Genomic DNA, 26,429 nt, shown 5'->3' with positions numbered 1-26,429 from the left:
CCGTCATCAGCGGGGAGCCCTCGGAAGAACAGGATCGCCTGCGGCGGTCCTCAGTAGAACCGACGGGTGGGCCCGCATAGCCCAGATCAAGCGGTCCGGCGCGGGTCATTGGCCGGGCAAGCGAGGTGGTACCGCGGTGGGCCCCATGGGTCCCTCGTCCTCGACATGGCGATATGAACGACCAGCGAGGAGCGTGAACGGTGAATCAGACCACTGATACCTCAGATGCGACAAGTCGGGATGGCGAAGTCTATCCCAAGGCGGTGGTGGACCCGGCTCTGGCCAAGGTGACGCCCAATCCCTCCTTCCCCCACATGGAGGAGTCCGTGCTGGACTACTGGGATCATGACGACACCTTCAACAAGTCGGTGGATCGTCGCCCGTCCGGTGATCACGCCGACAACGAGTTCGTCTTCTTCGACGGCCCGCCCTTCGCCAACGGCCTGCCCCACTACGGGCACCTGCTGACCGGCTACGTCAAGGATGTCATTCCCCGCTATCAGACCATGAAGGGCCACAAGGTCAACAGGGTCTTCGGCTGGGACACCCACGGTCTGCCCGCCGAGCTGGAGGCCCAGCGCGAGCTCGGCATCGACAGCGTGGATCAGATCGAGCAGATGGGCATCGAGAAGTTCAATGACGCCTGTCGCGCCTCGGTGCTCAAGTACACCAGCGAGTGGAAGGACTACGTCCACCGTCAGGCTCGCTGGGTGGACTTCGACCATGGCTACAAAACCCTGAATGTCTCTTATATGGAGTCGGTCATGTGGGCCTTCAAGACACTCTATGAAAAGGGCCTGGCCTACGAGGGCTACCGGGTGCTGCCCTACTGCTGGAAGGACCAGACGCCGCTGTCCAACCACGAGCTGCGCATGGATGCCGATGTCTACCAGGACCGGCAGGACACCACCGTCTCCGTGGCCGTCAAGCTCAGGGACGAGGATGCCTATGCGGTCTTCTGGACCACTACTCCCTGGACCGTGCCCACCAACCTTGCCATCGTTGTCGGCGCTGATATCGAGTACTCGGAGGTCAGTCCGGTGTCCGGACCATTTGCCGGCAAGCGCTTCTACATCGCCACGGCCCGTCTGGGCGATTACGCCAAGCAGCTGGGGGAGGACTACCAGGTGGTCCGCACCCTCAAGGGGTCACAGATGGAGGGCTGGCGGTATTGGCCGGTCTTTCCCTACTTCGCCGGAGAGCAGGCCGAATCCGAGGGCGGCACCCCCGGTCCCAATGCCTATACCATTTACACGGCCGACTACGTCGACACCGTGGAGGGCACCGGCCTGGTCCACCAGGCTCCCTATGGCGAAGACGATATGAACACCCTGAATGCCAAGGGCATCCGCAGCGTGGACGTCCTCGATGCCGGTGCTGTCTTCACCGAGCAGTGCCCCGATTACCAGGGCATGCAGGCCTTCGATGCCAACATGCCGATCGTCCGCAACCTGCGTGCAGGCGACGGCCCCCTGGCACAGATCCCGGCCGAGCACCGCGCTCTCCTCTTCCAGGAGAAAAGCTACGTTCACTCCTACCCACACTGCTGGCGTTGCGGCACCCCACTGATCTACAAGCCGGTCTCCAGCTGGTTCGTCTCCGTGACCAAGATCAAGGACCGCCTGCTGGAACTCAACCAGCAGATCAACTGGATCCCCGAGAATGTCAAGGACGGCCAGTTCGGCAAATGGCTGGCCAACGCCCGCGACTGGTCCATCTCCCGCAACAGGTTCTGGGGCTCGCCCATACCGGTCTGGGTCTCGGACGATCCCAAGTACCCTCGGGTGGATGTCTATGGGTCCCTGGATGAGCTCAAGCAGGACTTCGGCCGTTACCCGACCGATGACAAGGGGCAGATCAACATGCATCGGCCCTGGATCGACCAGCTGACCAGGCCCAACCCCGACGACCCGACCGGCAAGTCCACCATGCACAGAATCACCGATGTGCTGGACTGCTGGTTCGAGTCGGGTTCCATGCCCTTCGCCCAGTTCCACTACCCCTTCGAGAACAAGCAGTATTTCGAGGACAGGGATCCCTGCGATTTCGTGGTGGAGTACATTGGCCAGACCCGCGGTTGGTTCTATACCATGCACATCATGTCCACGGCCCTCTTCGACCGGCCGGCCTTCAAGAATGTGATCTGCCATGGCATCGTCCTGGGCTCCGACGGCCAGAAGATGAGCAAACACTTGCGCAACTATCCGGATGTGAACGAGGTCTTCGACAAGTACGGATCCGATGCTATGCGCTGGTTCCTGATGAGCTCTTCCATCCTGCGCGGCGGCAACCTGGTCGTCACCGCCGATGGCATTCGCGACACGGTCCGTCAGGTCATGCTGCCGGTCTGGAGCTCCTATTACTTCTACACGCTCTACGCCAACGCGGCCAACAAGGGCGCCGGCTACCAGGCCCAGGCGCTGACGCCGGACCGTGTGGTCGACCTGCCGGAGATGGACCGTTTCCTGCTGGCACGCACCCGTCGGCTGATCCAGTCAGTGCAGAAGGCCCTGGACGACTTCGCCATCTCCGAGGCCTGCGATGCGGTGACCGACTTCATCGATGTGCTGACGAATTGGTACATCCGCAACAACCGCGACCGCTTCTGGGGCGAGGATCACCAGGCTTTCGACACCCTCTACACAGTCCTGGAGGCTTTCTCCCGTGTTCTGGCCCCTCTGGCGCCCATGGAAGCCGAGCAGATCTGGCGAGGGCTGACCGGCGGTGAGTCGGTACATCTGGCCGACTGGCCCTTCCTGGCCGACGAGGCCACCGGGCAGGAGACCCAGCTGGGACAGGTCCTGCGTGACGATCCTGCTCTGGTAGCCGCCATGGAGAAGGTTCGCGAGGTGGTTTCGGCCACCCTGGCCCTGCGCAAGGCCGAGCAGATCCGCGTCCGCCAGCCCCTGTCCCGGTTGACCGTTGTGGTCCGTGACCCTGATGCCGCCCGCCCCTACGTGGACGTGCTCAAGTCCGAGCTCAACATCAAGGATGTGGAGTTCTGCACCCTGGATCAGGCCGGCCAGCATGGTCTGCGAATCATCCACAATCTCAAGGTCAATGCCCGTGCGGCCGGACCCCGGTTGGGCAAGCAGGTCCAGTTCGTCATCCGGGCCTCCAAGCAGGGTGACTGGTCAGAGCAGGACGGTCATGTGGTCGTCACTACCCCCGATGGACCGGTAGCCCTGGAACCCGGTGAATACGAGTTGGACAACAGGATCGAACAGGAGGATGGCTCCCAGGCCGACAGGTCGGCCTCCGCAGCTCTCCCCACTGGGGGTTTCGTCATCCTCGACACCCAGCTGGACGACGACCTCTTGGCCGAGGGCTATGCCCGCGATCTGATCCGCCAGGTTCAGGATGCCCGGAAGACCGCTGGTCTGGACATCGCCGACCGGATCCGGTTGACCCTGACTCTGCCTGCTGAGGATGCCCCCAAGGCCCAGCAGTTCAGCGACCTGATCGCTCGCGAGACCCTGGCCACCAACCTGACCGTCAATGCAGGCAATCTCGACCAGCCGCAGGTGGACCTGGTCAAGGCCTGATCATCGTTGCATACAAAGGGCTTCCATCCTGTATCGGATGGAAGCCCTTTGCTATAAGCTCTGCCTGGCTCGGTGCTCGTCTGCACCACGCTTGGCCATGCTGCCGGCAACCGCGATGGAGTACCGGCTGCTGATCAGCCTTTGACCTTGTCGCTGACCTGGTCCAAGGTCTGCATATCTTGGTCGCTCAGTTTCAGATGGGCAGCGGCCAGAAGGGCCGGCAGCTGCTCGGGGGTGCGTGCGGAAGCGATAGGGGCTGTAATCCCAGGCCTATGGTTGAGCCAGGCCAGGGCTACGGTGGCCAGTTCGACCCCGTGGGCCTTGGCGATGCCGTCCATGGCGGCGACCACATCCAGTCCCTCCTGGGTGAAGAAGTCCTTGACCATGCCCTCGCGCTTCTTGCCCTTGAGGTCGTCCAGGGTCCGGTACTTGCCCGTCAGGAAGCCCGAGGCCAGCGAGAAGTAGGGGAAGACCGCCAGATCCTCGTCCTTGGCAACCTGCATGAGGCCATTCTCATAGTCCTTGCGGTAAACCAGGTTGTACTGGGGCTCCAGGGCCACCGGCAGGGTCAAGCCCTCCTTGCGTGCAATGCTGAACCATTCACGAATCCGGTCCGGGGTGTAGTTGGACACTCCAATGGCCCGGACCTTGCCCTCCTTGACCAGTTTGTCGAAGGCTGCCGCAGTCTCCTCCAATGGGGTGGAGCTGTCGTCGAAGTGGGCGTAGTAGAGGTCGATCACATCCAGGCCCAGCCTGAGCAGGGAGGCGTCGGCGGCGGCCTCGATGTTCCTGGCTGACAGGCCGGAGTACTGGGGGTGCTGGCTGACCTTGGTGGCCACCAGGACCTTGTCGCGGTTGCCGTTCTTGGACAGCCAGCGGCCCATGACGATCTCGGACTCACCGCCGGAGTGGCCGGGGGCCCATGCTGAATAGACGTCAGCTGTATCGATCAGGTTGCCCCCGGCTTCCGTGTAGGCGTCCAGGACCCGGTCAGATTCGGATTCGTCGCTGGTCCATCCGAAGGTGTTGCCGCCCAGCACCAGGGGGAAGATTTCGGCGTCGATGCCGCGTAGTTTTGCCATATTCATCCTTTCGGGTTGAAGGCTCGTAAAGCCGAGTCTATTACGGCTTGAGCGCCCGATCCGATTATTCAGACGAGTCCATCATGTATGGTGATGAGAGGAAAGGCCGGAATGGTGCGGTTTTCAGGTCCGGCCCCAAGGGTTTTAAGCTCGAAGGAGAACACTCATGCATCTGGGCATCGCCATTGTGATCGCCGTGCTGGTCCTGGCGCTGATCATCTTCCTCCTGGGGATCTTCGTGGTGCCCCAGCAGCAGGCGGACGTCATCGAGCGCTTCGGCAAATACCATCGGGTGGCGCTGGCAGGCATCCACGCCAAGATCCCCCTGGTGGATCGGATCGCCGCCAAGACCAACCTGCGGGTCAACCAGTTGAACGTCAAGCTGGAGACCAAGACCAAGGACAACGTCTTCGTCACTGTGGAGGTCTCCGCACAGTTCCGTGTGGAGGCGGCCAACGTGTCTACGGCATACTACGAGCTGGTCGACCCGGCGGGCCAACTACGCTCCTACATGGAGGATGCCCTCAGGTCGGCCATTCCCGCCCTGAGCCTGGATGACGCCTTCGCCCGCAAGGACGACATCGCCTCAGACGTGCAGAAGACTGTGGGGAAGGAGATGCAGCGCTTTGGGTTCTCGGTCATCAAGACCCTGGTCACCGCCATCGACCCCTCCACCCAGGTCAAGCAGACCATGGACTCCATCAATGCGGCCCAGCGCGAGAAGGAGGCCACCAAGGAGCGTGCCGAGGCCCGTCGGATCGAGATAGAGACCCAGGCCAGGGCCGATGCCGAGAAGACCAGGATGCAGGGCGAGGGCCAGGCCAACTACCGGCGTGAGATCGCCAACGGCATTGTGGACCAGATCAACAGCCTGCGGGCAGTGGGCATGGATATCGACGCCGTCAACAATGTGGTGCTCTTCAACCAGTATCTGGATGTGATGCGCTCGCTGGCCGAATCCGGCAATGCCAAGACCCTGGTCCTGCCTGCGTCAACCCCCGGTGGATACAACGAGCTCTTCAATCAGATGACCGCAGCGCTGATGACCGCACAAAGCACCCAGGGCAGCGCGGATCCCCGCCACGGCCGCAGGAGTGCGGGCACAGAGGGCGGGACCGGTACGCCGGTTCTGTAAGATCCAGTGAAAAGGAACAACTCCCCGCAAGGCAGAACCTGCGGGGAGTTGTTCAGCTTTCCAGGAAGTCGGCTATGGCCTCGGCGGCCCGATAACCTTTGTCGTACATGGCGTTGAGTCCCTTGAGCGACTTGCTCAGGGTGGTCAGTCCGCACAGGCTGTCCGGGGCCAGGATGAGGACCCGACCCTCCTTTTCGGCCTGTTTGGCCAGGGCCACCTCGTCGTTGTAGGTGCGGTAGCGCTCCATCAGGCGCTCGCCGGCCGCCGGATAGGTTCTGGCCAGGATTCGGGCGGGCAGGACATCCTTCTTCTGCTCTCGCAGAATATCCCTCTGGCGGGTCAGTACCAGGACAATGCGTTCATAGCCCTCATCCATGGCTTTGCGGACCGGGACAGGGTCGGCGATGCCGCCGTCCAGATAGGGCACGCCATTGATCATATAGGGCTTATTGGCCACAGGCACTGTGGATGAGGCCTTGAGGATGTCATAGTTGTCCTGGGCCAGGTCTGACTTGTCAAAGTAGACGGTGGATCCATCGGTGGCCTTGCAGGCCACTACGGTGAACAGGGCCGGGTTGGCCTTCAGCGCCTGGTAATCCAGCGGGCATTCCCCGTCATGGGCCGACAGTTTGCCGTAGACGTAGTCCAGGTCGACGAAGGTGTGCTTGGTCAGGAAGTTGCTCACGCTCGCGTACTCCTTGCGGGAGGAGTAGACAGTGTAGAAGCGGTAGCAGCGTCTGAGCTGGCCCGACAGGAACGAAGCCAGATTGGCGCTGCCGGCCGAGACTCCGTAGCAGTGATCGAAGGTGATCCCCTGTTCCATGCAGCGGTCGAAGACGCCGGCGCCGAAGATGGACCGGTAGCCGCCGCCTACGTCAATGACGGCTGTTCCTTTGCGTGCCATGAGCACCTCGATTCCAGACAGATTCCGCGCTTGATGACAGCTTATGCGCGGACGTTGGACAAGCCGTTCAGGTCCGGCAGGAGGCCAGCAGCCGCTTGGACAGATCCAGCATGGCCGGCGAGGAATCGGAGTTGGCGATCTGTACCCTGCCCGGGCCGGGGCCCTGGTTGAGGGCATCGGCTTGGACCAGCAGATCCTTGAGATGGCGGGCCGTCCCAGGGTTGCCGTCGATCAGCGCAAGCTCCGGCGGGCAGATACGGGCGATGGATTGACGGAAGAAGACGAAGTGGGTGCAGCCCAGGACCAGGGCATCCAGGGTCTGCAGATCATAGGGGTCCAGGTAACGGTGCAGGGTGGCATCGACCAGTGCCTGGTCGTTCAGTCTGTCGGACTCCACAATGGTCACCAGGTCCGGGCAGGGCTGGGTGAGGATGGTGTGCCTGCCGGAGAACCGAGCCATCAGACGCGAGAACTTGGCCTCCTTCAAGGTCAGCGGGGTGGCGGTGACCAAAACCCGCTGGGGTTGGCCCCCGCCTCGTGTACAAGCCAGTTTCAGGGCCGGCTCCATGCCGATGACCGGGACCGGGTAACGTCGGCGCATCTCATCCACGCAGACGCTGGTGGCGGTGTTGCAGGCGATGACCATGGCCTTGACGCCCTGGTCCATGAACCGGTCGCCGATGACCTGGCAGCGCTGGGCGATCTGTTCCGGCTCCTTGGTGCCGTAGGGGGCATAGGCGGAATCGCCGAAGTAGAGCAGATTTTCTTGGGGCAGCAGGTTCTGGATGGCTGCGGTGACGCTCAGACCGCCCAGCCCGGAGTCGAAGATCCCGATCGGTGCATCTGATGCCATGTGATCCGCTCCTTTCGCAGCCGAAGAACCAGCCTAGTCTGTCGCCGAAGGGCCGTACGCTACAAGCATGAGTATTCCCCGGACTGTTTACAAAATGCAAGCCACCGGCAACGATTTCGTGGTCTACGCCGATCCCCGGGGGGATTTGGAACCTACGGCCGATCAGGTGCGATGGCTGTGCGACCGGCATTTCGGGGTCGGAGCCGACGGGGTGATCCGGCTGACCCACCCGGCCGATGTCAGCGACCTGAACCAGGAGCAGGTGGATGCCTGCGACCGCTTCGGCTGTCAGTGGTTCATGGACTACCGCAACGCGGACGGTTCCTTGGCTCAGATGTGCGGCAACGGGACGCGGGCCGTCACCCTCTTCGCCCAGAAGCAGGGGCTGACGCCGACCATGGAGGGCTCCTCCTTCCTGCTGGGGACCAGAGCCGGGGTCAAGCGGATCGTCTCGTGCAGTCCGATGAAGTGCGATGGCGATCATGTGTTCAAGGTCAAGGTCGGGGCATGGCGTTTGGGCCCGGTGGGGCAACAGCTGGTCGACGGCGGTGCTTTAGGCGGCTCGGCTCCCGGCACCATGGTGGATATGGGCAATCCCCATGCAGTTGTTCTGGCCTCAGCCGCTGCCGAATTGGAGGCTGGGGTGCTGCCCGGAACCGTGACCGACCTGTTAGCCAGAGCTGATCTGCCTGACCTGGCCGATCTGGACCTGTCGGCTCCCCCGCAGGTCAGGCCCGGGCTGGCTGAGGGGCAGAATGTGGAATTCCTACGTCTGGATGCCCTGGATGCCGACAATGGCAGCGGTCGGGCCACCATGAGGGTCTATGAGCGTGGAGTGGGCGAGACCTTGTCCTGCGGGACCGGTCTGTGCGCCAGCGGCGTGCTGCTTCGAGCTTTGACCGGTGTCGATCACTGGATCATTCAGGTAGGTGGAGGCTGTCTGAAGGTGGACGTGGATTCGCAGGATGCATGGCTGACAGGACCGGCCAGAATGGTGGCCCGTCTGACCCTGGAGCATGTTCCCGGCTGCTGATCAGCCGAAGAGGGCGGATCCTTCCACAGCCAGGACGATGGTTGCCAAGGCTACCAGCCAGATCAGGTCGACCATCAGGTCGAAGTGCCGCTGGTAGTACGTCTGCAGCCATCCTGGCCGCTTGTGCGGCAGACCCTGCTGGATGACCGTGGCGTGGCTGAAGGCCATGAATTGCAGGCTGGTGGCGAAGGTCATGACCAGGCACCAGGGGCAGAGGGCGTGGATGACGAAGAGTGACTGGGTGAACAGCCAGAGTGCATAGGCCAGCGCAGCAAGCGAGGCCAGCCAGGTTCCCGCTGCCAGCAGCGTGGGCATCTTGATCCTGCACAGGCCCACTACCGCCAGCGTCAGGAAGACGGACTCGGCCATCAGTCCCAGAAAGGCGTTGGGGACCGGCAGCGTGCCCAAGCGAATCAGCTCGGCCTGGGGGGACTGGGCAACGGCGGAGCAGGAGACCACCGAGTTGATGTCACAGCTGAGCTGGCCCTGGGGGTGACGTGCCAGCTGGAGCGTTTCCGCTGACAGGACCAGGCTGGCGTAGAGCGTTGCGAGAGAGGCCAGGGCAGCAATCAGATAGCTGTAGAAGGATCCGGCCCCCTGCTGGAGTGGGGCTGACGATGTCGGTTCGCTCATGGGGTCCATCACCTCGATGGTCAAGAAGGTTCTCTGAGACGTGAACGCGTTCACGAGTTTAGGATGGAGGCATGACGCATGAGGATACTGCCACGGTTTCCGGCTGGGATCTGCACTGCCACACCGTGTTCTCCGACGGCACCGTGACGCCCAGGGGGATGGTTGAGCAGGCACAGCAGTTGGGTCTGGAAGGTCTGGCCATCACCGACCATGACACCAATGCGGGCTGGGACCAGGCTCGTCAGGCGGCCCATGACCTGGCGATGCCCCTGCTGCCGGGCACCGAAATCACCGCGCAGGATGGGCATGTATCGGTTCACATGCTGGCCTACCTTTACGATCCCGAGGATCCGGTCATCGCCGGGCTCTTCGTCAGGACCAGGGAGGCCAGGCTGAGCAGAACCAGGACCATGGTCGAGCGGATCTCCAAGGATTATCCGATCACCTGGCAGGATGTGCTGGACCAGGTCAAGGAGGGTTCGAAGACCACGGTGGGCCGTCCGCATATCGCCGATGCCCTGGTCAAGGCCGGTGTCTATGCCGACCGGAGCCAGGCTTTCGCCGGGGTATGTTCATCCAGAAGCGCCTACTACCTGCCTACGCCCTCGCCGACCGCCCACCAGGTGCTGGCAGCGGTCAACCATGCAGGCGGCGTCCTGGTCATCGCACACCCCGGTGCGGTCAGTCGCAACCCCGTTCTGCTCTCCGACCAGCAGATCGCTGCGCTGGCCAGGGAGGGGCTTGGCGGCCTGGAGGTCTGGCACCGGGACAATCCGCCCGATCAGCGTCGACGGTTGCTGGCTCTGGCCCAACGCTGGGGGTTGCTGGTGACCGGAGGATCGGACTGGCACGGCCAAGGCAAACCCAATCGCATGGGGGAGAACAGCACCACTGATGAGGTTGTGGCCCGAATCGTAGACAGGGCCCGGGGGAGCCGCCCGGTGGCCTGGGCGGGTTAGCGGAACGAAACGGGGGCGGTCGGACCACAAGGACCCGACCGCCCCCATCAGGCGATCACAGCCTCAGTCGGAGGCGCCTCCCAGGACTCCGAAACCGACCGGATGGGTCGTGTCTGAGCCAATCACTGCATAGCCCAGGGACTCCTTGGGAACAATGATGTGCCGACCCTTGTCGTCTACCAGATCGATGGGTCCGCCCTCGTTCAGGGCCTGAGCGATGTGGGCAGCCACCTCGTCCGCCTTGTCGTTGGTGGTGAAGTTAACGGTGCGGGCCACGTTCTTGATGCCGAATTCGATATCCATTGCTACCTCCAAGGTTTTTCTCCGATGCCCAGACCTGCCGGTCCACGGATCTTCCGGTCTCATTATCGCTGACCTCGGTGATTACGCTCTAAGCGTCTCCCTGATGCTCCTCCTGGGGAGAGCCGGTTTCCGGCGGTGATGCCGATGCCTGTCCGTCTGCAGTGAGCGTGGGGGTCTGCTCAGGCAGGGGCTTTCTGGGAAGGACGATGGTCTCTGCCTGATCGCTCGCAAGAGCCTGAGCTGACGAGGCATCATGCGGCTGGGAAGCAGCCGAAGGCTGACCGTCTCCGGACAGGCCTACGGATGAGCCGCTTGTTGTAGCCTTCGGATTCGCTTCGCCATTTGCATCCTCGTCGCTGGTGGCTGGGTGGCCGATGCCGCGGAAGTGATCGCTCAGACCTGATTCCTCCTCCTGGGCAATAGGAGCAACAGCTGGGGGCTTGGACTTGTCATCGCTGTCAAGGTCTGTGGTCCGGTCTTGTCCGATGGGCTTATTCACGGCCTCGGAGTGGTCCATGGCGGTCTGGGCCAGAGCCAGGTCAGCCATTTCCACCCTGCTGATGGCGATGGTGGCCGAGCTTTCATCCGAGGTTTCTGTCGAGGCGGGGTCCGGCTCTGGCGCCTGATTCTCATGTACCTTGGCTGCGGAGGGGTCCTCAGCTTTATCATCGCCCAGCAGAGTGCCCACAGTGATGGTGGAGGGTGCGCCAGCGGGTGACGGACTGGGTGCCTGCTGCTGGCGACGGGCGCGCCGGTTCTGCTCGTGGTCGCCCAGCTGCTGGGCCAGACGTTCCACCTGTGCCTTGAATTGGATGATCCGCTCGTTGTCCGCATGATCCAGGGCGGTGATGAACTCGCCCACCTGCTCCATCTGCAGCCAGAGATTGGCCCGGAGCATAATCAGGTCGTCCAGCCGGGCCCCCATCATCCTGCCGTAGGCTGCAATGACGGCGTTGCGGCGGGACCCGTCCAGCTTGGCGAAGATCCAGGCCAGGTCGCGGGCAGGATCGTTGACCTGCATGTCCTGCCATCCGTAGACCCCGCTGAGTCCGGAGCCTGAATAGAGTAGATCGCCGTCGGAGAAGCCTCCGTGCACGGTGCAGGTTTCAAAGGACCAGAGTCCGTCGGTCGCCACGATGGAGGCCCAGGAATCGGTGATTTCCTTGGGCACGTGGCCGTCCATGCGCAGCCGTTTGATCCATCCGCGCAGTTGGGCCGCAATCTGGGCAGTGGAGAAGGCCGGATAGCCGTGGGTTTTCAGAAAATCAGGGCGTACCCGATGGATGGCGCCGATGGCGGTGCCTGCGGCGGTGCATTCGTTCAGGGTCAGCAGGTGGAGGGGACGGATTCTGCCCGGGCAGTGGGTCATGACGGCAACAGCTGTGGTGCCGGTCGGACTGTCGGCCCTCTCGCCGGGCTGATAGGCCAGGATGCGCTCGACCCGGAAGCCCATGGCCGCCATCTCCTTGGCATCGGCCAGGGCCTGAGCCGCCTTGACCCGAGCGGCCAGACGGCGCTTGCCGGCCTCCGAGCTGGTGGCCCAGACATCGTAGACGTTGCCGGTCGCGTCCTGGACCACGGCACAGTCCACGCCCTGTGCACGGTCCAGGCTGCTGAGCTGGTCACAGTCCCGTGCGCCGGTCATGGGCACCTCGGGCATGGCGGCCGACGCCAGGGCGGCCAGGGTCAGCTTCGTTCGTTCACTCACATTCCCAAGGATAATACAAGGACTGCTGTGGATCGGGTTGCCCACTTGACCACATGGGCACGCCGCTGTCGGTTCCGGTACCGCCCTTTGACACAATGGAGTTGTGCATGAGGATGAGGAACGATTGCTGGAGGGTCTGGATCCCGCCCAGCGGCAGGCTGCTACCGTGCTTGACGGGCCTGTGCGGATTGTCGCTGGGGCCGGGGCTGGCAAGACCAGGACCATCACCCGGCGGATGGCCTATGCCTGCGCCAGCGGCAGCTGGGAGCCATCCAGAACCCTGGCAGTGACTTTTTCGGTCCGTGCTGCAGCCGAGATGCGCGATCGACTGACCAAGCTTGGCGTGTCGGCCTCCCTGCAGGCGGCGACCTTTCATTCGGCGGCCCTGCATCAGCTCAGGCGGGTCTGGCCCCAGGTCAGCGAGACCTACCCTCCCGATTTGATTGAGGATGTGGGTCCCCTGGTGTCCTCCGCCTACCAGCGGGTCTGCGCGCAGGAGGCCGACCCGGGGCAGGTCAGGGACCTGACTGCGGAGATCAACTGGGCCAAGGTAGGGCTGATTGCCCCCCAGGACTACGTACGGGTCTGCTCAGCCAGTCACCGCCTGCCACCGGCCGGTCTGGAGGCTGATCGGATGGCCGATCTGTACACGGTCTTCGAGAGATCCAAGGCCGCTCATAATCAGATGGACTTCAACGACATTCTTCTGCTGGTCTGTCACATATTGGAAGAAGGTGGCCAGGCTGCTGCAGACATCAGAGACCGAATCGACTGGCTGACCGTGGACGAGTACCAGGATGTCTCGCCCCTGCAGCACCGGCTGCTCAAGCTCTGGCTCAACGGCAGGCAGAACCTGTGCGTGGTGGGTGACCCGGCCCAGACCATCTACTCTTTTGCTGGGGCCACCTCCTACTACTTGCTGAACTTCCCCCAGGAATTCCCGGGCATCAAGGCTGATCTGGACTTGTCCACCGACTACCGGTCCACGGGAAGGGTGGTCCATTACGCCAACGGCATTCTGGCGCGCTCGCCGGTGCGTGATGACTATCTGAAGCTGACCTCGGCCCGTCCGGAGGGCAGCAGGGTTGCAATGACCCGTTACGAGGACGATGGCGATGAGGCCGGGGCCGTGGCCTCCCGTATATCCTCCATGATCAGGAAGGGGGCCCGGCCCGGCCAGTTTGCAATCCTGACGCGGATCAATGCCCAGCAGACCCTGGTCTGCCGTGCCCTGCACGAACGTGGAATTGGTTACCGGGTACGCACGGAGTCTGGCTGGCAGAACCAGTCGGTCAATCTGAGCAAGCAGGAGGTGCTGGAGCAGCTGGAGGGCGGTATGGGCCAGGGTAGGGTCACGATCTCCACCATTCACGCCGCCAAGGGGTTGGAGTTCACCCATGTCTTCATCGTGGGCTGTGCCGAGGGGCTGATTCCCTTTGGTTCACCGCCGGAAGGGGATGTCCTGGAGGAGGAGCGCCGTCTCATGTACGTAGGGGTGACCCGGGCCGAGGACACACTCCACCTCTCCTATGCGGAGCACAAGGATGGCAGCGCTTTCGTCCGACGCACCCCCAGCCGATTCATTCACCGCTGAGTGCCATCGCCTCGGCCTTCGCATCGTAGTGGAGAGGGAGTGCGATTCAGGCTTGGTTCTTGCCTGAATCGCCACTGTCTGAGTCGTTCCGATCCGGGTGGCCGTCGTCGGTGTCCTGGGAATCCGTGCCAGCGCTCATCTGATTGCCGGGAGTCTCGTGGTCTGAATGCTCCTGGTCATTGGAACCGTCGGAGTCTGCAGGGGCGGTCGGATCGGTAGAGGGCTCCTTCTCCTCGTCATTCAGCAGTTTGTCCAGCTCGGCATCCCAATCCACCGAGGTGGTGGGAGTGTCGGCCTTCTGCTCGGATTGCCCCTCTGCAGAGATCGGTGCTCCACCCTCGTCGTCTTCCTCCTTGATGGGCAGGGAAGGCAGCAGATCAGGATGGGACCAGTGGTCGTCACGGCCCTGTACCCCCTCGTCGGCGGTGATGCGCTCCCAGAGATCGGCAGCCTCGCGCAACCGCTTGGGATGAAGATGCAGGCCCAGCAGGGACTCGAAGGTCTGTTCGGCCGGCCCTCCCACGGCGCGCTCGCGTCGGGTCATTTCCCGCAGCTGCTCCAGATGGGGCAGGTGGGCCATGCCGGCGTTCCAGACCACACAATCCACCCAGCCGTCCACCAGGGCCAGCAGGTCGCCCAGGCTGTGCAGGGCCTCCTTCTGCTCAGGGGTGTCCTCGATGCCGACGTTGCTGAGATTGATGGCACCGGCGATGGATTCGGGGTTGATTTGCTCAGCATCGCGCAACTGATCCTCCACAGCGTCCAGATCGATGGAGACACCTCGGGCATACTTGCCGATCAGGGCCTCGAAGCGCGGCATCAGCCATGGGACGGCGGCGTAGAGCCGGGCGTGGGCGGCTTCCTTGAGGGCCATGTAACGGGTGACTTCGTCCAGATCCAGCTCCAGGGATTTGGCATAAGCCTTGATGTTCTGTGGGATAAGGGCTCCGGCGGGGTTCTTCAGCAGCGGGATGCCCTGGTCGAATCCTCCTCGGACTTCCTTGGCCAGCTCGCCGGCGGCCTGCCCCAGCTGCATGGCGAATGAGGTGTTCCCCAGCAGTCTCATCAGCGTAGTCGGATCCTTGAGATTATCGGGCAGGGGGATGGGCACAGGTCCGGCGAACATCCCCGAAATCTCGCCCTGGTCGAAGCCCTGGAAGCGCTGGCTTATGACGGAGGTCAGCGCCTCGCTGACCGCCTGGGCAACCGGCGAGGCGAACTGAACCCAGGCGTCGATGCTGCCCTCGATCCATCCGGCACGGGTCAGGGCTTCGGTTTGGCCTGGGGCGGGGTCAAAGGCGCAGACGGTATCCAGCCAGAGGTTGGCCTCGCTCATGACCCGGGCCACCCGGTCGCTGTCCTCGGCTGTGACTGTGGTATCGGACTGGTCGACCCTGGTGCGCCCCAGGGCGATGTTCTTGGCCAGTGTAACGTTTATGGGCCCCTGGTCGGCTTGGGCTTTCATGTCGGCCGGGGTGTTCAGCCCTCCAGCAGTGAAGGCCTGAATCAGGGCCTGAACCTCGGCGGGTTTGGGCAGCTGATCGGCTCCCTGGGCCGCCATCTGGGAGCGGATGGACTCAGGCAGCTGCGAGAACTGACTCCAGGCCAGCTCGCCCTGCACCGGGCCGAAGCACTCGATGAGCCATTGGTGGATTGCATTCTCGTCCATTGCTTTGTTTCCAGTCCTCGCCAAGGCAGGTCGTTCGCCGTCAAGGTTGGCGCCTGCCGGGATTATCGTCTTCATCAACCATAATATTGGAGCTATGACACTTCCGCACGGGAAATCGGATCACTGCGCCACAGGCGCACCCGAAAGGCAAATCGGGACGCTTGGCGGACCCACCCGCAAAATGCTGGTCGGCGGTCTTCTGGTCATTCTGGCTATCTTGGTGCTTTTCCTTCCCTCGCCTTATACCATCGAGACGCCCGGCCCCACCCAGGATGTGCTGGGAAGTTCAAAAGGCTCACCGGTCATCAAGGTGAAGGGCGGCCAGGTCCACCATGACAGGGGCCGCCTGCTGATGACCACGGTCAATGCCCGCGGAATCCCCGGCTACCCGGCTTCCAACCTGGATGCCCTGGTGGGCTGGGCCGACCCCCACGCCACGGTTCTTCCCCAGGAGGCTGTGGTCCCTCCCGGACAGAGCGTTGAGGAGTACAAGCGTCAGGAACAGGGAGATATGCATGGCTCCCAGCAGGCCGCATCGGCCCAGGCTCTGGCCTTCCTCAAGGCCCGAGGATATGACGTTTCAGGCCTGCAGTTCAGCATGAGGGTGGCCGACATCGGCGGTCCCTCGGCCGGGCTTATGTACACCCTGGGGGCCATCGACAAGATCACACCCGAACAGGAGACCGGAGGTCTGACCATCGCCGGAACCGGCACCATGGATCAGAAGGGACGGGTCGGGGCCATCGGCGGCATCCAGCTGAAGATGTTGGGCGCCAGGCGGGACGGCGCCACCTGGTTCCTGGCCCCGGCGGCCAACTGCTCACAGGTGACAGGCCATGTGCCACAGGGGCTGCGCGACGTGCGGGTGTCCACCTTGGACGAGGCTTACAAGGCCCTGGTGGCCATCGGCCATGGCCAGGGGGAGGGGCTGCCCCGCTGCACAGCCACCAAAGGCAGATAAGACAAGGCCGGCCCAATTGGTGAATTCCGGCAGTCTTGTTATGCTGAAGCCGTGGCTGAGACTACAACCTATACAGCGGAAGAGTTCGGTTTTCATCCCGGAGATATCGTCCAGGAATGGATGTGGGACGACGATGTCGACGACGGAATCCGGACCAGGATCGAGGATCTGACCGGCGAAGAGCTGGTGGACGAGGACTATGACCAAGCCGTGGATGGGGTCATCATCTGGTGGCGGGACGGCGATGCCGAGGACGATCTGGCAGATACCATCATGGATGCCTCGGCCATGGTCAACAAGGGTGCACCGTTCTGGGTGCTGACCCCCAAGCCCGGAAGACCGGGTACATCGGCGCCTGGGGTCGTCTCCAACGCGGCCAAGACCGCTGGGATGAACGCCCTGATGCCCACCACCGTCAGCAAGGATTGGAATGCCACCCAGCTGCGGGCTTTCGGCAAGGGCAAGTAAGACTTTGGGCTCTACCGGCGTTTACGGCGGCTAGACATATCGCATAAGAGCCGATGAAGGAGGTGGTGGGCATCGGAATCACCCGATGCCCACCACCTCCCTGTCATTCATGGACAATCCCGGAGGAATTCGTCTGGCGGGCGACCTTTACCGCTCGCCCCTGTCAGCAATGGCAGGAGCCGCCGTCTCGGCCTTGTTCTGATATTCGGCCAGCAGGGTGCGCGAGCGGATGTCGCAGAGGTTGGCCACCAAGGCCATAATCAGGATGACCAGACCCACCAGGAAGATCCAATGCAGGCCGTCGAAGACGATGGTGCGGGCCGGTCCCAGCAGGCGTGAAGGGATGCTTCCTGCTGTGGCCGGGTTGATCATGCTGTTCATCATGTCCTCGGTCAGTCCCTTATGCTGAGGCACCTCGCGTGCGATGACCGTGTTCATGACGATGCCGAAGATGGAGACCATCAGGGTCTGTCCAAGGGAACGGGCCAGCGTGTTGAAGCTGGTCGAGGCACCCACATCGCCGGCCGGTACCACGCTCTGGGCGGTGATGGTCGAGGTGGTGATGGTCAGGCCGAAGCCGAAGCCGACCACGGCAGAGATGACCAGGAAGACCCAGTAGGCGGTGGCCTGGGGGACGGCTATGTAGCAGATGCAGGCCGTCAGGATGAAGGCCAGGCCGATGTTGGTGGCCCGGTGCGGCGGGTGGTGCATGGTCAGCGGTCCGGCAAGATAGGCGCCAAGGAGCCAAAGAATGGAGGAGGGGGTGACCACAAAGCCGCCCAACGAGGGGTTCATCCCCAGCACAGACTGCATCCAGATGGGCATGTAGGTGTCGAAGCCCATGAGGAATCCGGCCACCAGCAGCATGCAGATGTTCTGGATGACGAAGGTCCTGATGCGGAAGAGCCTCAGGGGCAGGATGGGATCCTCCTGCCGGCCCTCCACATGAAGAAGCAGGGCAAAAGTGACCACGGTGGCCGCAGCCAGGATCAGGGTGAGCCGCGTATCGCCCGCCGATCCCAGGCTTTGCAGGCAGAGCATCAGGCAGATCAGGCAGATGCTGAGCAGCCCGATGCCGATGTAGTCAACGCGGGTTTTACGCGCCTGGATATGCTCGCTCAGGAAGAGCTGGATCATGATGATGACCAGCAGACCGATGGGCACGTTGATGGCGAAGACCCAGTGCCAGCTTATCTGCTGGACGATGAAACCTCCCAGCAGGGGGGCGATGATGGATGCGATGCCCCAGGCCGAGCCGTTCAGGCCGATCATGCCCGCCCGCTTGTCCAGAGGATAGATGTCGGCAAGAACCGTGTAGGTCAGCGGCTGGATGGCGCCTGCCCCCAGGCCCTGCAGAAAACGGGCGCCTATCAGCTGGGGCATGGACTGGGAGAGGGCGCACAGGGTGGATCCGATCACGAAGACCAGCAGGCCGATGGTCAGCAACGGCTTGCGGCCAAAGCGGTCTGAAAGCTTGCCGTAGATAGGCGTGGTGACCGCCGTCATGAGCAGATAGATGGAGTAGACCCAGTTCATGATGGACAGCCCATGCAGGTCCCCGATGATGGTGGGCATGGCGGTGGAGACGATGGTCCCCTCGATGGCCGTCATGAAGGTGGCAATGAAGACCGCCACCGTCACCAGGGTGCGATTGGTCTTCCTGCCACTGCCTGTATCGACTGTCTGTGACAATCCAAACTCCCCCTTATATGGTGTGTTTCTCTGCTTTTGCGGACAATGGCCGCGAATTCCTAGTGGATTATAGCCGCACCATGCGGCCTTGTCACCGTGTCTTCTGCTAAGGTAGTGTGCTGGTCCCGTGGCTCAGTTGGTTAGAGCGCCACCTTTACACGGTGGATGTCCCCGGTTCGAGTCCGGGCGGGACCACAGGGGTTTTAGGGGGGCGTGCCCAAAGTCGCGTCTTAGCGCTCACGTAGAATCGATGCACGACGATCGTTGGCAAGAAAGGTCAGGAGGTCGATGCCTGATGTCAGCTAAGCCTGATGCCCGTGGAACCGAGGCGACCATTGCGCGCTCTGGCAAGCGCAAGTGGGGATATGACACCAAGCAGGTGGACGCCTTCCTGGAGCGGGCTCACTCTCTCTATGAGAGCCAGGACCCCGATCTGACCCAGGAGGAGATAGCCAACGCCTCCTTCGACCTGTGCAAGAACGGCTACATCATCACCCAGGTGGATGCTGCCCTCTCGCGCTTGGAGCGGGTGATTTCCGACAGACAGACCAGCTTGGAGATAGCCCGGGTGGGCGTGGATGGCTGGACGACCAGGATGGTCAGTCTGCAATCGGAGCTGACCACTCATGCCGGCAGGCCCTCGGGCAGTGTCTTCAAGCGCGGGGATCCCGGCATGCCCTCATACGACTGCAAGCAGGTGGAGCGGCTGATCGAGCAGGTTCTCAACAAGACCTCTGACCAGCTCAACCTGCACGAGGGACGGAAGACGGGCTCGGGCAAGTCGAAGAACACCGACATCACGGCAGACCGCGTCTCCAACGTCATCTTCACCCAGCGGCGGGGGCCCAAGGGTTATGACGAGCGCCAGGTGGACTTCTTCCTGGCCAAGGCCGTCGAGCTCCTGGAGCAGCTGGAGTCCTTTGCCAGGGTCAGCGAGAGGGCCAAGAGGGCAAGCGCTAATGCAGCGGCCCCGGCTGCTGTTCCTGCGCCGTCGCAGCTGTCGGTGCAGGAGTCTTCAACTTCGGGCGTTCAGCCGCTGATCGGACAGAGCCAGGCACCCGCCTGGAGCATCCCGAATGCCTCCGCTCATGCGAGCGACCAGGGCAGTCAGGACGATTTCGCTCAGCTGCACCAGGCAGAGCGGGCCATCTTCGAGGCTCCGACAGCCGCCACGCAGACGACACCCACGGCGCCGACGGCGCAACCTAACAGTTCTCTGGGTGCTCTGGCTTCGGCGGTCAACCAGCGGCTTGAACAGGGGGGCACTGAGGCAGCCCAAGCATCATCGGCGGCGGCATCTCCCATCTCTTCTCCAGCCAAGTCCATCTCCTCGGTCGGTGTCGGCCGTGGATCCGCTGCTGCCCCGGCCAATCCCGCTGTCTCCGGTCAACAGGAATCGGTCATGCCTGCTTCCGCGCCGCCTGAGTCCGCAGCGACGGCCTCTGCGCCGACCAGCTACACTCCTGCGGCTCCTACTGCAGAATCAACGGCGCCTGCGTCGTCTGCGAAACCCGTGCCTTTCAACTCGGCGGCCCCTTCTTCATCGTCTTCCCCGGCACCACAAACTCCCGAGCCAGCGGTATCCCAGCCGACCCCTTCGGCACCTGCAGCCTCGACCCCGCCTACTTCGGCAGGGGCTGCATTCGTCCCCTCCACAAGGCCGGGATCACCGGTGTCTGACTCGGCGACGGGTGCTGACGCTGACAGTTCGTCTACGCCGGGATCCACCTCGATCATCTCCTCACCCTTCGTTGACGGACATCTGGGCGCAGGCGGACCCTTGGGCAGCTATGAGCAACCGGCACCAGCAGCGTCTGGGACCCGTGAACGTCCCTGGGCCGAAACAGCCGGAAGCAGCACGGATACGCCTGACTGGGCCAAGCCCCGGTATTCACAAAACACTCAGGGGAGTAAGCAGGACAAGGACCCGGATTCCTACCTGGCCTCCCTGCTCAACCAGGATCTGCCCAAGATGGATCTGGACATTCCCGATATTTCTTTTCCAGCCTTCGGTGACGAGGGGGAGCAGGATAAAGGCGGTCGATGAGTCATCTGGCAGTGATGAGTGAAGGCAGGCAGGGCGGTCTGTCGGTCGGACGTGAGCGCACCTTGGCGGAATGGTCGCCCAGGGATGATGCCGACCGGTCTCGCAGTCTGGTCATCCTGGGATCCACAGGATCCATCGGCACTCAGGCCCTGGATCTGATCAGTCGTCACAGGGATCGCTTCCAGGTGACTGGATTGGCCGCTGGCGGCGCGCATGTCGAGCTCCTGGCCCGCCAGGCCCGCGATTTTGGCGTGAAGCGTCTGGCTCTGGCCGACAAGGCTCAGGTTCCGGCCCTGCAGCGGGCTCTCGAGGCCCTGGGATTGACCGGCATCCAGGTAGAGGCAGGCATGGAGGCGGTTCAGGCACTGGCCGGTTCCGGCAGTGACCTTGTTCTCAATGGCATCACCGGATCAGTTGGTCTGCGTCCATCCATTGCAGCTTTGCAGGCTGGATCCCAACTGGCTCTGGCCAACAAGGAGTCCGTGGTAGCCGGCGGCCATCTGCTCTTCGACGCCGAGATACGGCCGGGTCAGATCAACCCTGTCGACTCGGAACATTCGGCCATCTGGCAGTCCCTGCGTTCGGGGCAGCATGGAGAGGTGGCCCGTCTGGTGGTCACCGCCTCAGGAGGTCCCTTCCGGGGCTGGAGCCGCCAGGCCATGCGCGAGGTAACCCCTGAACAGGCCCTGAACCATCCGACCTGGTCCATGGGCCCGGTGGTCACCATCAACTCCTCCACCATGGTCAACAAGGGTCTGGAGGTCATCGAGGCCAGTCGACTCTTCCGGATCGAGCCCGAACGGATCACCGTGGTGGTCCACCCTCAGTCCGTGGTCCACTCCATGGTCCAATTCCAGGACGGTGCCACCATAAGCCAGGCCTCGCCTCCGGATATGCGTCTGCCCATCGCCCTGGGCCTGTCGGCGCCCGCCCGTCTGGACAACGTGGCTGCGGCCTGTGACTGGTCCAAGGCCAGCACCTGGACTTTTGAGCCCTTGGATGACGAGGCTTTCCCGGCGGTCAATCTGGCCAGGCGGGCTCTGGGAGGCTGCGAGCCCATGACTGCGGTCTTCAACGCCGCCAACGAGCAGGCGGTCAGGGCCTTCCTGAATCACCGGCTGCCCTACCTGAACATCGTCAAAACCATCCATTCGGTCATGGATGCCATGGAAACGCATCTTCCGGGAACATTCACATCCGTGGAGGTAATGGAGCAAGTCGAGCATGAGGCGCGCCAAAGGGCCGATGCTTTGATAGACATGACAGCGTGAGTAGCATTCCCAAGACCGAACAGTCAACATCCTCCCAAGGGTTCCGCAAGACAGGTGAGCAGGCCATCAGCCAGACCCCGCTGCATCCTCGCCGCCGCTCCCGTCGGATCATGGTGGGGCCTGTGCCGGTCGGCGGGGGCGCCCCAATTTCGGTGCAGTCCATGACCAACACGGTCACCGCTGACATCAATGCCACCTTGCAACAAATCGCTGAGCTGGCTGCCGCCGGCTGCGACATCGTACGGGTGGCCGTGCCCAGCCAGGACGATGCCGACGCGCTCCCCATCATTGCGAAGAAGTCGCCCATCCCGGTCATCGCCGACATCCACTTCCAGAGCAAGTACGTTTTTCAGGCCATCGACGCGGGTTGCGCAGCCGTCAGGGTCAATCCGGGCAACATCCGCAAGTTCGACCAGGTCGGTCCCGAGATCTGCAAGGCAGCTACGGATGCAGGCATCTCCCTGCGCATCGGGGTCAACGCCGGCAGCCTGGACAAGGACATCTACGCCCGCTACGGCGGCCCCACTCCCGAGGCCCTGGTCGCCTCTGCCTTGAAAGAGGCCCACATGTTCGAGGACGTGGGCTTCCACGACTTCAAGATCTCCGTCAAGCACCACGATCCCGTCACCACTGTCCAGACCTACAGGCTCCTGGCCTCCAAGGGCGACTGGCCCCTGCACCTGGGTGTGACCGAAGCCGGGCCCTCCTGGCAGGGGACCATCAAGTCCTGCCTGGCCTTCGGCGCACTGCTGGCTGAAGGCATCGGCGACACCATCCGTGTCTCCCTGTCTGCGCCGCCTGTGGAAGAGGTCAAGGTGGGCTGCAAGATTCTGGAATATCTGGGGTTGCGCCAGCGCCACTTCGACATCATTTCCTGCCCATCCTGCGGCAGGGCCCAGGTGGACGTGATCGAGCTGGCCAAGGAAGTCACCGAGGGGCTCAAGGACATCACCGCCCCCATCCGGGTTGCCGTCATGGGCTGCATCGTCAACGGACCAGGTGAGGCCAGGGAGGCCGACCTGGGTGTGGCTTCGGGCAACGGCAAGGGGCAGATCATCATCAAGGGCAAGGTGGTGCAGACCGTGCCAGAGGACCAGATTGTCCCCACCCTGCTGGAACGGGCCAAGGAAATCGCCGCACAGATGGATGCCAAGGCGGCGGTTCAGGGTGAAACCCTGCCGGAGGTAGGGCCCATGGTGGTTCCGGTCACCGGCCGTGCCAGCTGAGCGCGTAAGCACCATCCTCGCCACCGGATACAATGGCCGTCGTGTCCCAAGAGGTTGAGCGTTCCCTCCCCGCAAGTCGGTGGAGCAGAGTCAGGCGGCTGATGACCAGTCTGCCCATCTTCGTCATCCTCATGGGTCTGCTGGTATCCGTCTCACACTTGACCGCCGTCCCCTGGAAATACGAACCAGTGGATCAGAATTTCCCCACCCTGACTCCGGACACCGCGGTCACCTTCGATTGGCCTGCCGGCCTTGCCAGGGATGCCATGGGGCAGTATCAGGTCGAATCCCGCCACCAGGAACTGAGCGTGGAAAGGCCCGCCACGGGCGAGCACCAACGCATCAGAATTCTAATTCGCTCTCCCAAGGGGGCTTCAGGCCATCGCCCGGCTGTGGTTTTCATGCACGGCGCCGGTTACGGCACCTGCGACAACTCCTTCGGGGACGTGGCCCGATCCCTGGCCTCCGCAGGTTTCGTCACCGCCGTGCTGGACAAGCCGGTCTGGTCCACCACGGATGCCGACAGGGACTATCCAGCCTCCGCCAGGGCCTATGAGCGGGTTGCCAATCTGCTGCGAGACCGGGATGATGTGGATGCCTCCAAAGTGGGCATCTATGCCACCAGCGAGAGCACTTGGATCGCCGCCATGCTGCTGACCATGGACCACCGGATCGCCTTCCAGATCCTGCTGAGCCCCATGGTCTATTCCCCGCGGCACGCCATGGGCTTCTTCGTGGCCCAGGACTTCGCCATTGCCGGGGCCAACCAGGGCTACCAGTCGGTGGTCCGTCGGCTCTTCAGCACTGATGCCGCTCTTTTGGGCCTGAACAATCTGGACATCGAACCCACGGACCGCTACACCTACGCCATCCCCACCCTGCTGGCCTACGGGGCCAAGGACGTGATGACCGCACAGGTGGAGGGGGTGCAGAGTGTGCTGTCGAAGGCGCACGCCTCAGGCAACGAGAACGTCACGGTGCGTTCCTACCCGGTCTCCAATCATGTGCTGCGGCTGGGGGATGAGGCCCGGACCGGCACGCCCCTGGCCGACCACTATCAACGGGACATGATCGACTGGGCGGTGGGTCAGGCCCATGGACTGCATCAGACCAGCCCCAGCGTGGGAGGGGCCACAATCCACCAGTCCATCGCCGTGCCTACTGACCTGCGGGGGCGGCGCTCGCTGACCGTCTATATGTTGGTCCTGCACCTGCTTACCCTGGTTCTTTTGCTGGCGGCCCTGGTCATGGCAGTCGTGGCAGGTCTGATGAAATTGTCCCGTCTGCGCAGGCGCAAGGACCCGGTTCTGGGCTTCAGCCATGGCTTCGGCGGCACCTTGGTCACCATCACCGGCACCACCCTGGCCACCCTGGTCCTTTTCGGAGCCGGCCTGGGTCAGGTCATCATGGCCGTGGTACGCCTGGGTTGGGGCGGCGTGCCCGACCAGGCCGGGGTCAGTTACTGGAGCTGGCCGGTCATCCAGGTGGTCTGCGCCCTGGTCATCTGGGCCTGGTCGCGCACCTTCGCCCGCATGGTCGAAGTGGCCTCCCTGAGGGGATTGGACCGGCTTCCCGATCAGGTCCGCACAAGCAAGGCCGGCGGCCCCAGCCTGCGCCAGCAGATGCGCAACATGGATCCCAGGCCTGTTCTGGCCTCCACCCGCTTTGGCGTTGCCCTCTTCACCGTCACCACCCTGGCCATGTTCGGAGTCCTGCTGATCTTCGCCTTCTGGGGCCTGTTCATCTACCAGTGAAAGGACGGGACCGCCGTGGCCATCTATCGTGACGAGGGCCTGGTCCTCAGAACGGTCAAATTGGGCGAGGCCGACCGGATCGTCACCATTCTGACCAAGGGGCACGGCAAGGTCAGGGCCGTGGCCAAGGGGGTGCGACGGACCAAGTCCCGCTTCGGTGCGCGGCTGGAGCCCTTCATGCGTGACGATCTGCTCATCTCCCGTGGACGCAACCTTGACATCGTATCCCAGGCCGTCTGCATAGCCCCCTATGCGGATGCCATATGCGCCGACTATGACCTCTACGCCAACGGGGGCGTCATGCTTGAGACTGCTGACAAGCTGGTGGTGGGTGAGCACGAGCCGGCCCCGGAGCAGTACCGTCTGCTGGTCTCCGCCCTGGCCAGCCTGGCTGGTCACCGGCATGGACCCCGTGACATCGGCGCCTCCTACCTGCTGCGTTCCCTGGCACTGGCTGGCTGGCGGCCCCGGCTGGATTCCTGCATCGTCTGCGGCCGGACCGATCAGCTGACCCACTTTTCGGTGCCCGGCGGTGGGGTGGTCTGCAGTCGGGATAGGACTACTGATGCCGTGGCGGTGGATCCCGCCACCCTGGACCGCTTCAGGGCTCTGAGCAGCGGGGACTGGTCCAGGCTGGACGGCAAGGGCTCAACCCCCCTCTGCGATGGTCTTGTCGAGAAATGGGGCGAATATTACCTGGAGCGGCCCATCAGGGCCCTGAGGCTATTAGATTCTTGAAGCATGAGCTTTGACCCCGTCGACTATACCTCACTTGATGTGCCTGCAGCCCCCTTCTCCGATCCTGCGCGTATTCCGCAGTTCCCCAAGGGTTCAGTTCCACGGCACCTGGGTGTGATTATGGACGGCAACGGCCGCTGGGCCAAGCAGAGGGGCATGGAGCGCACCCAGGGTCACCGGGCTGCCGAGCCGGTGGTCTTCGACACCATAGCCGGGGCCATTGAGGCCGGGGTCCGATACCTGAGCCTGTACACCTTCTCCACGGAGAATTGGAAGCGCTCACCGGCCGAGGTGCATTTCTTGATGGGCTTCTCCCGGGACATCATCCACCGTCGAGTGGCCCAGATGGATGACTGGGGAGTGCGGGTGCGCTGGGCGGGCCGTCGGCCCCGTCTCTGGAAGTCGGTCATCGATGAGCTGGAGGAGGCCATGGAGCGCACCCGGCACAACAACAGGATCGATGTGATCTTCTGCATCAACTACGGGGGCAGGGCTGAGTTGGCCGATGCAGCCACTGACATCGCCAGGGAGGTGGCGGCCGGGCAGATCAAGGGCTCCAAGGTGACCGAAAAGATGATCGCCCAGCACCTCTACAACCCCGACATACCGGACTGCGACCTGGTCTTGCGCACCTCGGGGGAGCAGCGTACCTCCAACTTCCTGCCCTGGCAGGCGGCATATGCGGAGCTGGCCTTTGTTCCCGAACTCTTCCCCGACTGCGGGCGCGAGGTGCTCTGGCGGGCCATCGACGATTACATCCACAGGGACAGGCGCTTCGGCGGCGCGGAGAATGACTGAGAAAACAGGACCTCCCATTATGTGAAGTTAGCCATAGTCGTCCAAATTTACATGTC

General features: G+C 63.0%; 21 protein-coding genes and 1 tRNA gene. 14 read left to right on the top strand and 8 right to left on the bottom strand.

Features of this window, described 5'->3' with window-relative positions; all coding sequences use genetic code 11:
* The first annotated feature begins 200 nt into the window (after positions 1 to 200).
* Entirely contained in the window at positions 201 to 3,545 is a 3,345-nt protein-coding gene (ileS, locus tag ACUIAF_RS04030; protein ID WP_445339087.1) for a mupirocin-resistant isoleucine--tRNA ligase, read from the top strand.
* Between the two features lie 134 nt (positions 3,546 to 3,679).
* Here ileS and ACUIAF_RS04025 read toward each other — a convergent pair whose 3' ends face one another.
* On the bottom strand, positions 3,680 to 4,627 hold the full coding sequence (locus ACUIAF_RS04025; RefSeq protein WP_445339086.1) for an aldo/keto reductase: 948 nt from the start codon (positions 4,625 to 4,627) through the stop codon (positions 3,680 to 3,682).
* 166 nt (positions 4,628 to 4,793) lie between these two features.
* Here ACUIAF_RS04025 and ACUIAF_RS04020 point away from each other — a divergent pair, with 166 nt between their 5' ends.
* Positions 4,794 to 5,762: an SPFH domain-containing protein gene (locus ACUIAF_RS04020; RefSeq protein WP_445339085.1), complete on the top strand. Its 969-nt coding sequence runs from the start codon at positions 4,794 to 4,796 to the stop codon at positions 5,760 to 5,762.
* Between the two features lie 52 nt (positions 5,763 to 5,814).
* Here ACUIAF_RS04020 and ACUIAF_RS04015 read toward each other — a convergent pair whose 3' ends face one another.
* The gene (locus tag ACUIAF_RS04015) at positions 5,815 to 6,666 is read right to left on the bottom strand and encodes a patatin-like phospholipase family protein (protein WP_015021509.1); all 852 of its coding nucleotides are present in this window, start codon (positions 6,664 to 6,666) and stop codon (positions 5,815 to 5,817) included.
* 67 nt (positions 6,667 to 6,733) lie between these two features.
* Positions 6,734 to 7,519, bottom strand: coding sequence for a glutamate racemase (gene murI / locus ACUIAF_RS04010; protein WP_198217866.1), 786 nt, complete (start codon positions 7,517 to 7,519; stop codon positions 6,734 to 6,736).
* Between the two features lie 67 nt (positions 7,520 to 7,586).
* Here murI and dapF point away from each other — a divergent pair, with 67 nt between their 5' ends.
* Positions 7,587 to 8,552 (top strand): diaminopimelate epimerase, encoded by a 966-nt coding sequence (gene dapF, locus ACUIAF_RS04005; protein WP_015021511.1) that lies wholly within the window; start codon positions 7,587 to 7,589, stop codon positions 8,550 to 8,552.
* On the opposite strand, the gene ACUIAF_RS04000 is transcribed toward dapF, so the two are convergent.
* On the bottom strand, positions 8,553 to 9,185 hold the full coding sequence (locus ACUIAF_RS04000; protein ID WP_445339084.1) for a vitamin K epoxide reductase family protein: 633 nt from the start codon (positions 9,183 to 9,185) through the stop codon (positions 8,553 to 8,555).
* Between the two features lie 71 nt (positions 9,186 to 9,256).
* Here ACUIAF_RS04000 and ACUIAF_RS03995 point away from each other — a divergent pair, with 71 nt between their 5' ends.
* The gene (locus tag ACUIAF_RS03995; RefSeq protein ID WP_445339083.1) at positions 9,257 to 10,144 is read left to right on the top strand and encodes a PHP domain-containing protein; all 888 of its coding nucleotides are present in this window, start codon (positions 9,257 to 9,259) and stop codon (positions 10,142 to 10,144) included.
* 63 nt (positions 10,145 to 10,207) lie between these two features.
* Here the strand turns inward: ACUIAF_RS03995 and ACUIAF_RS03990 are convergent, their stop codons facing one another.
* Complete coding sequence (locus ACUIAF_RS03990; RefSeq protein WP_015021514.1) at positions 10,208 to 10,447, bottom strand: DUF3107 domain-containing protein; 240 nt, start codon at positions 10,445 to 10,447, stop codon at positions 10,208 to 10,210.
* An 88-nt stretch (positions 10,448 to 10,535) separates the two neighbouring features.
* Complete coding sequence (locus ACUIAF_RS03985; RefSeq protein WP_445339082.1) at positions 10,536 to 12,155, bottom strand: phosphotransferase; 1,620 nt, start codon at positions 12,153 to 12,155, stop codon at positions 10,536 to 10,538.
* A gap of 103 nt (positions 12,156 to 12,258) precedes the next feature.
* Here ACUIAF_RS03985 and ACUIAF_RS03980 point away from each other — a divergent pair, with 103 nt between their 5' ends.
* On the top strand, positions 12,259 to 13,749 hold the full coding sequence (locus ACUIAF_RS03980; RefSeq protein ID WP_445339081.1) for an ATP-dependent helicase: 1,491 nt from the start codon (positions 12,259 to 12,261) through the stop codon (positions 13,747 to 13,749).
* A gap of 46 nt (positions 13,750 to 13,795) precedes the next feature.
* Here the strand turns inward: ACUIAF_RS03980 and ACUIAF_RS03975 are convergent, their stop codons facing one another.
* Positions 13,796 to 15,418 (bottom strand): zinc-dependent metalloprotease, encoded by a 1,623-nt coding sequence (locus ACUIAF_RS03975; protein ID WP_445339080.1) that lies wholly within the window; start codon positions 15,416 to 15,418, stop codon positions 13,796 to 13,798.
* A 94-nt stretch (positions 15,419 to 15,512) separates the two neighbouring features.
* Between ACUIAF_RS03975 and ACUIAF_RS03970 the strand changes: the two genes are divergently transcribed.
* Both ACUIAF_RS03970 and ACUIAF_RS03965 read left to right on the top strand, forming a co-directional pair.
* Entirely contained in the window at positions 15,513 to 16,379 is an 867-nt protein-coding gene (locus tag ACUIAF_RS03970; RefSeq protein WP_110416937.1) for a S16 family serine protease, read from the top strand.
* A 120-nt stretch (positions 16,380 to 16,499) separates the two neighbouring features.
* The gene (locus ACUIAF_RS03965; RefSeq protein ID WP_015021519.1) at positions 16,500 to 16,847 is read left to right on the top strand and encodes a DUF3052 domain-containing protein; all 348 of its coding nucleotides are present in this window, start codon (positions 16,500 to 16,502) and stop codon (positions 16,845 to 16,847) included.
* A 147-nt stretch (positions 16,848 to 16,994) separates the two neighbouring features.
* On the opposite strand, the gene ACUIAF_RS03960 is transcribed toward ACUIAF_RS03965, so the two are convergent.
* Positions 16,995 to 18,539, bottom strand: coding sequence for an MDR family MFS transporter (locus tag ACUIAF_RS03960; RefSeq protein ID WP_445339079.1), 1,545 nt, complete (start codon positions 18,537 to 18,539; stop codon positions 16,995 to 16,997).
* A gap of 121 nt (positions 18,540 to 18,660) precedes the next feature.
* On the opposite strand from ACUIAF_RS03960, the gene ACUIAF_RS03955 reads away from it, so the two are divergent.
* From ACUIAF_RS03955 to ACUIAF_RS03925, 7 genes are all read left to right on the top strand, one after another.
* Positions 18,661 to 18,734, top strand: a tRNA-Val gene (locus tag ACUIAF_RS03955).
* Positions 18,735 to 18,834: 100 nt separating this feature from the next.
* Positions 18,835 to 20,586, top strand: a complete 1,752-nt coding sequence (locus tag ACUIAF_RS03950; protein ID WP_445339078.1) for a DivIVA domain-containing protein — start codon at positions 18,835 to 18,837, stop codon at positions 20,584 to 20,586.
* Positions 20,583 to 21,857, top strand: a complete 1,275-nt coding sequence (gene dxr, locus ACUIAF_RS03945; RefSeq protein WP_258326519.1) for a 1-deoxy-D-xylulose-5-phosphate reductoisomerase — start codon at positions 20,583 to 20,585, stop codon at positions 21,855 to 21,857. Before ACUIAF_RS03950 ends, dxr begins: the two co-directional genes overlap by 4 nt.
* Positions 21,854 to 23,083 carry a flavodoxin-dependent (E)-4-hydroxy-3-methylbut-2-enyl-diphosphate synthase gene (gene ispG, locus ACUIAF_RS03940; protein ID WP_015021523.1) on the top strand — a complete coding sequence of 410 codons (1,230 nt, stop codon included), beginning with the start codon at positions 21,854 to 21,856 and terminating at the stop codon, positions 23,081 to 23,083. Before dxr ends, ispG begins: the two co-directional genes overlap by 4 nt.
* A gap of 101 nt (positions 23,084 to 23,184) precedes the next feature.
* A complete protein-coding gene (locus ACUIAF_RS03935) occupies positions 23,185 to 24,837 on the top strand; it encodes an alpha/beta hydrolase family protein (RefSeq protein ID WP_110416940.1) in 1,653 nt (550 codons plus the stop codon).
* Between the two features lie 15 nt (positions 24,838 to 24,852).
* Positions 24,853 to 25,575 (top strand): DNA repair protein RecO, encoded by a 723-nt coding sequence (gene recO, locus ACUIAF_RS03930; RefSeq protein WP_110416941.1) that lies wholly within the window; start codon positions 24,853 to 24,855, stop codon positions 25,573 to 25,575.
* A 3-nt stretch (positions 25,576 to 25,578) separates the two neighbouring features.
* Positions 25,579 to 26,373 (top strand): isoprenyl transferase, encoded by a 795-nt coding sequence (locus ACUIAF_RS03925; protein WP_198216643.1) that lies wholly within the window; start codon positions 25,579 to 25,581, stop codon positions 26,371 to 26,373.
* Positions 26,374 to 26,429 lie beyond the last annotated feature (56 nt).

The organism is Bifidobacterium sp. ESL0822, assembly GCF_052606675.1.
This window is presented reverse-complemented; position numbering and strand designations above follow the sequence as displayed.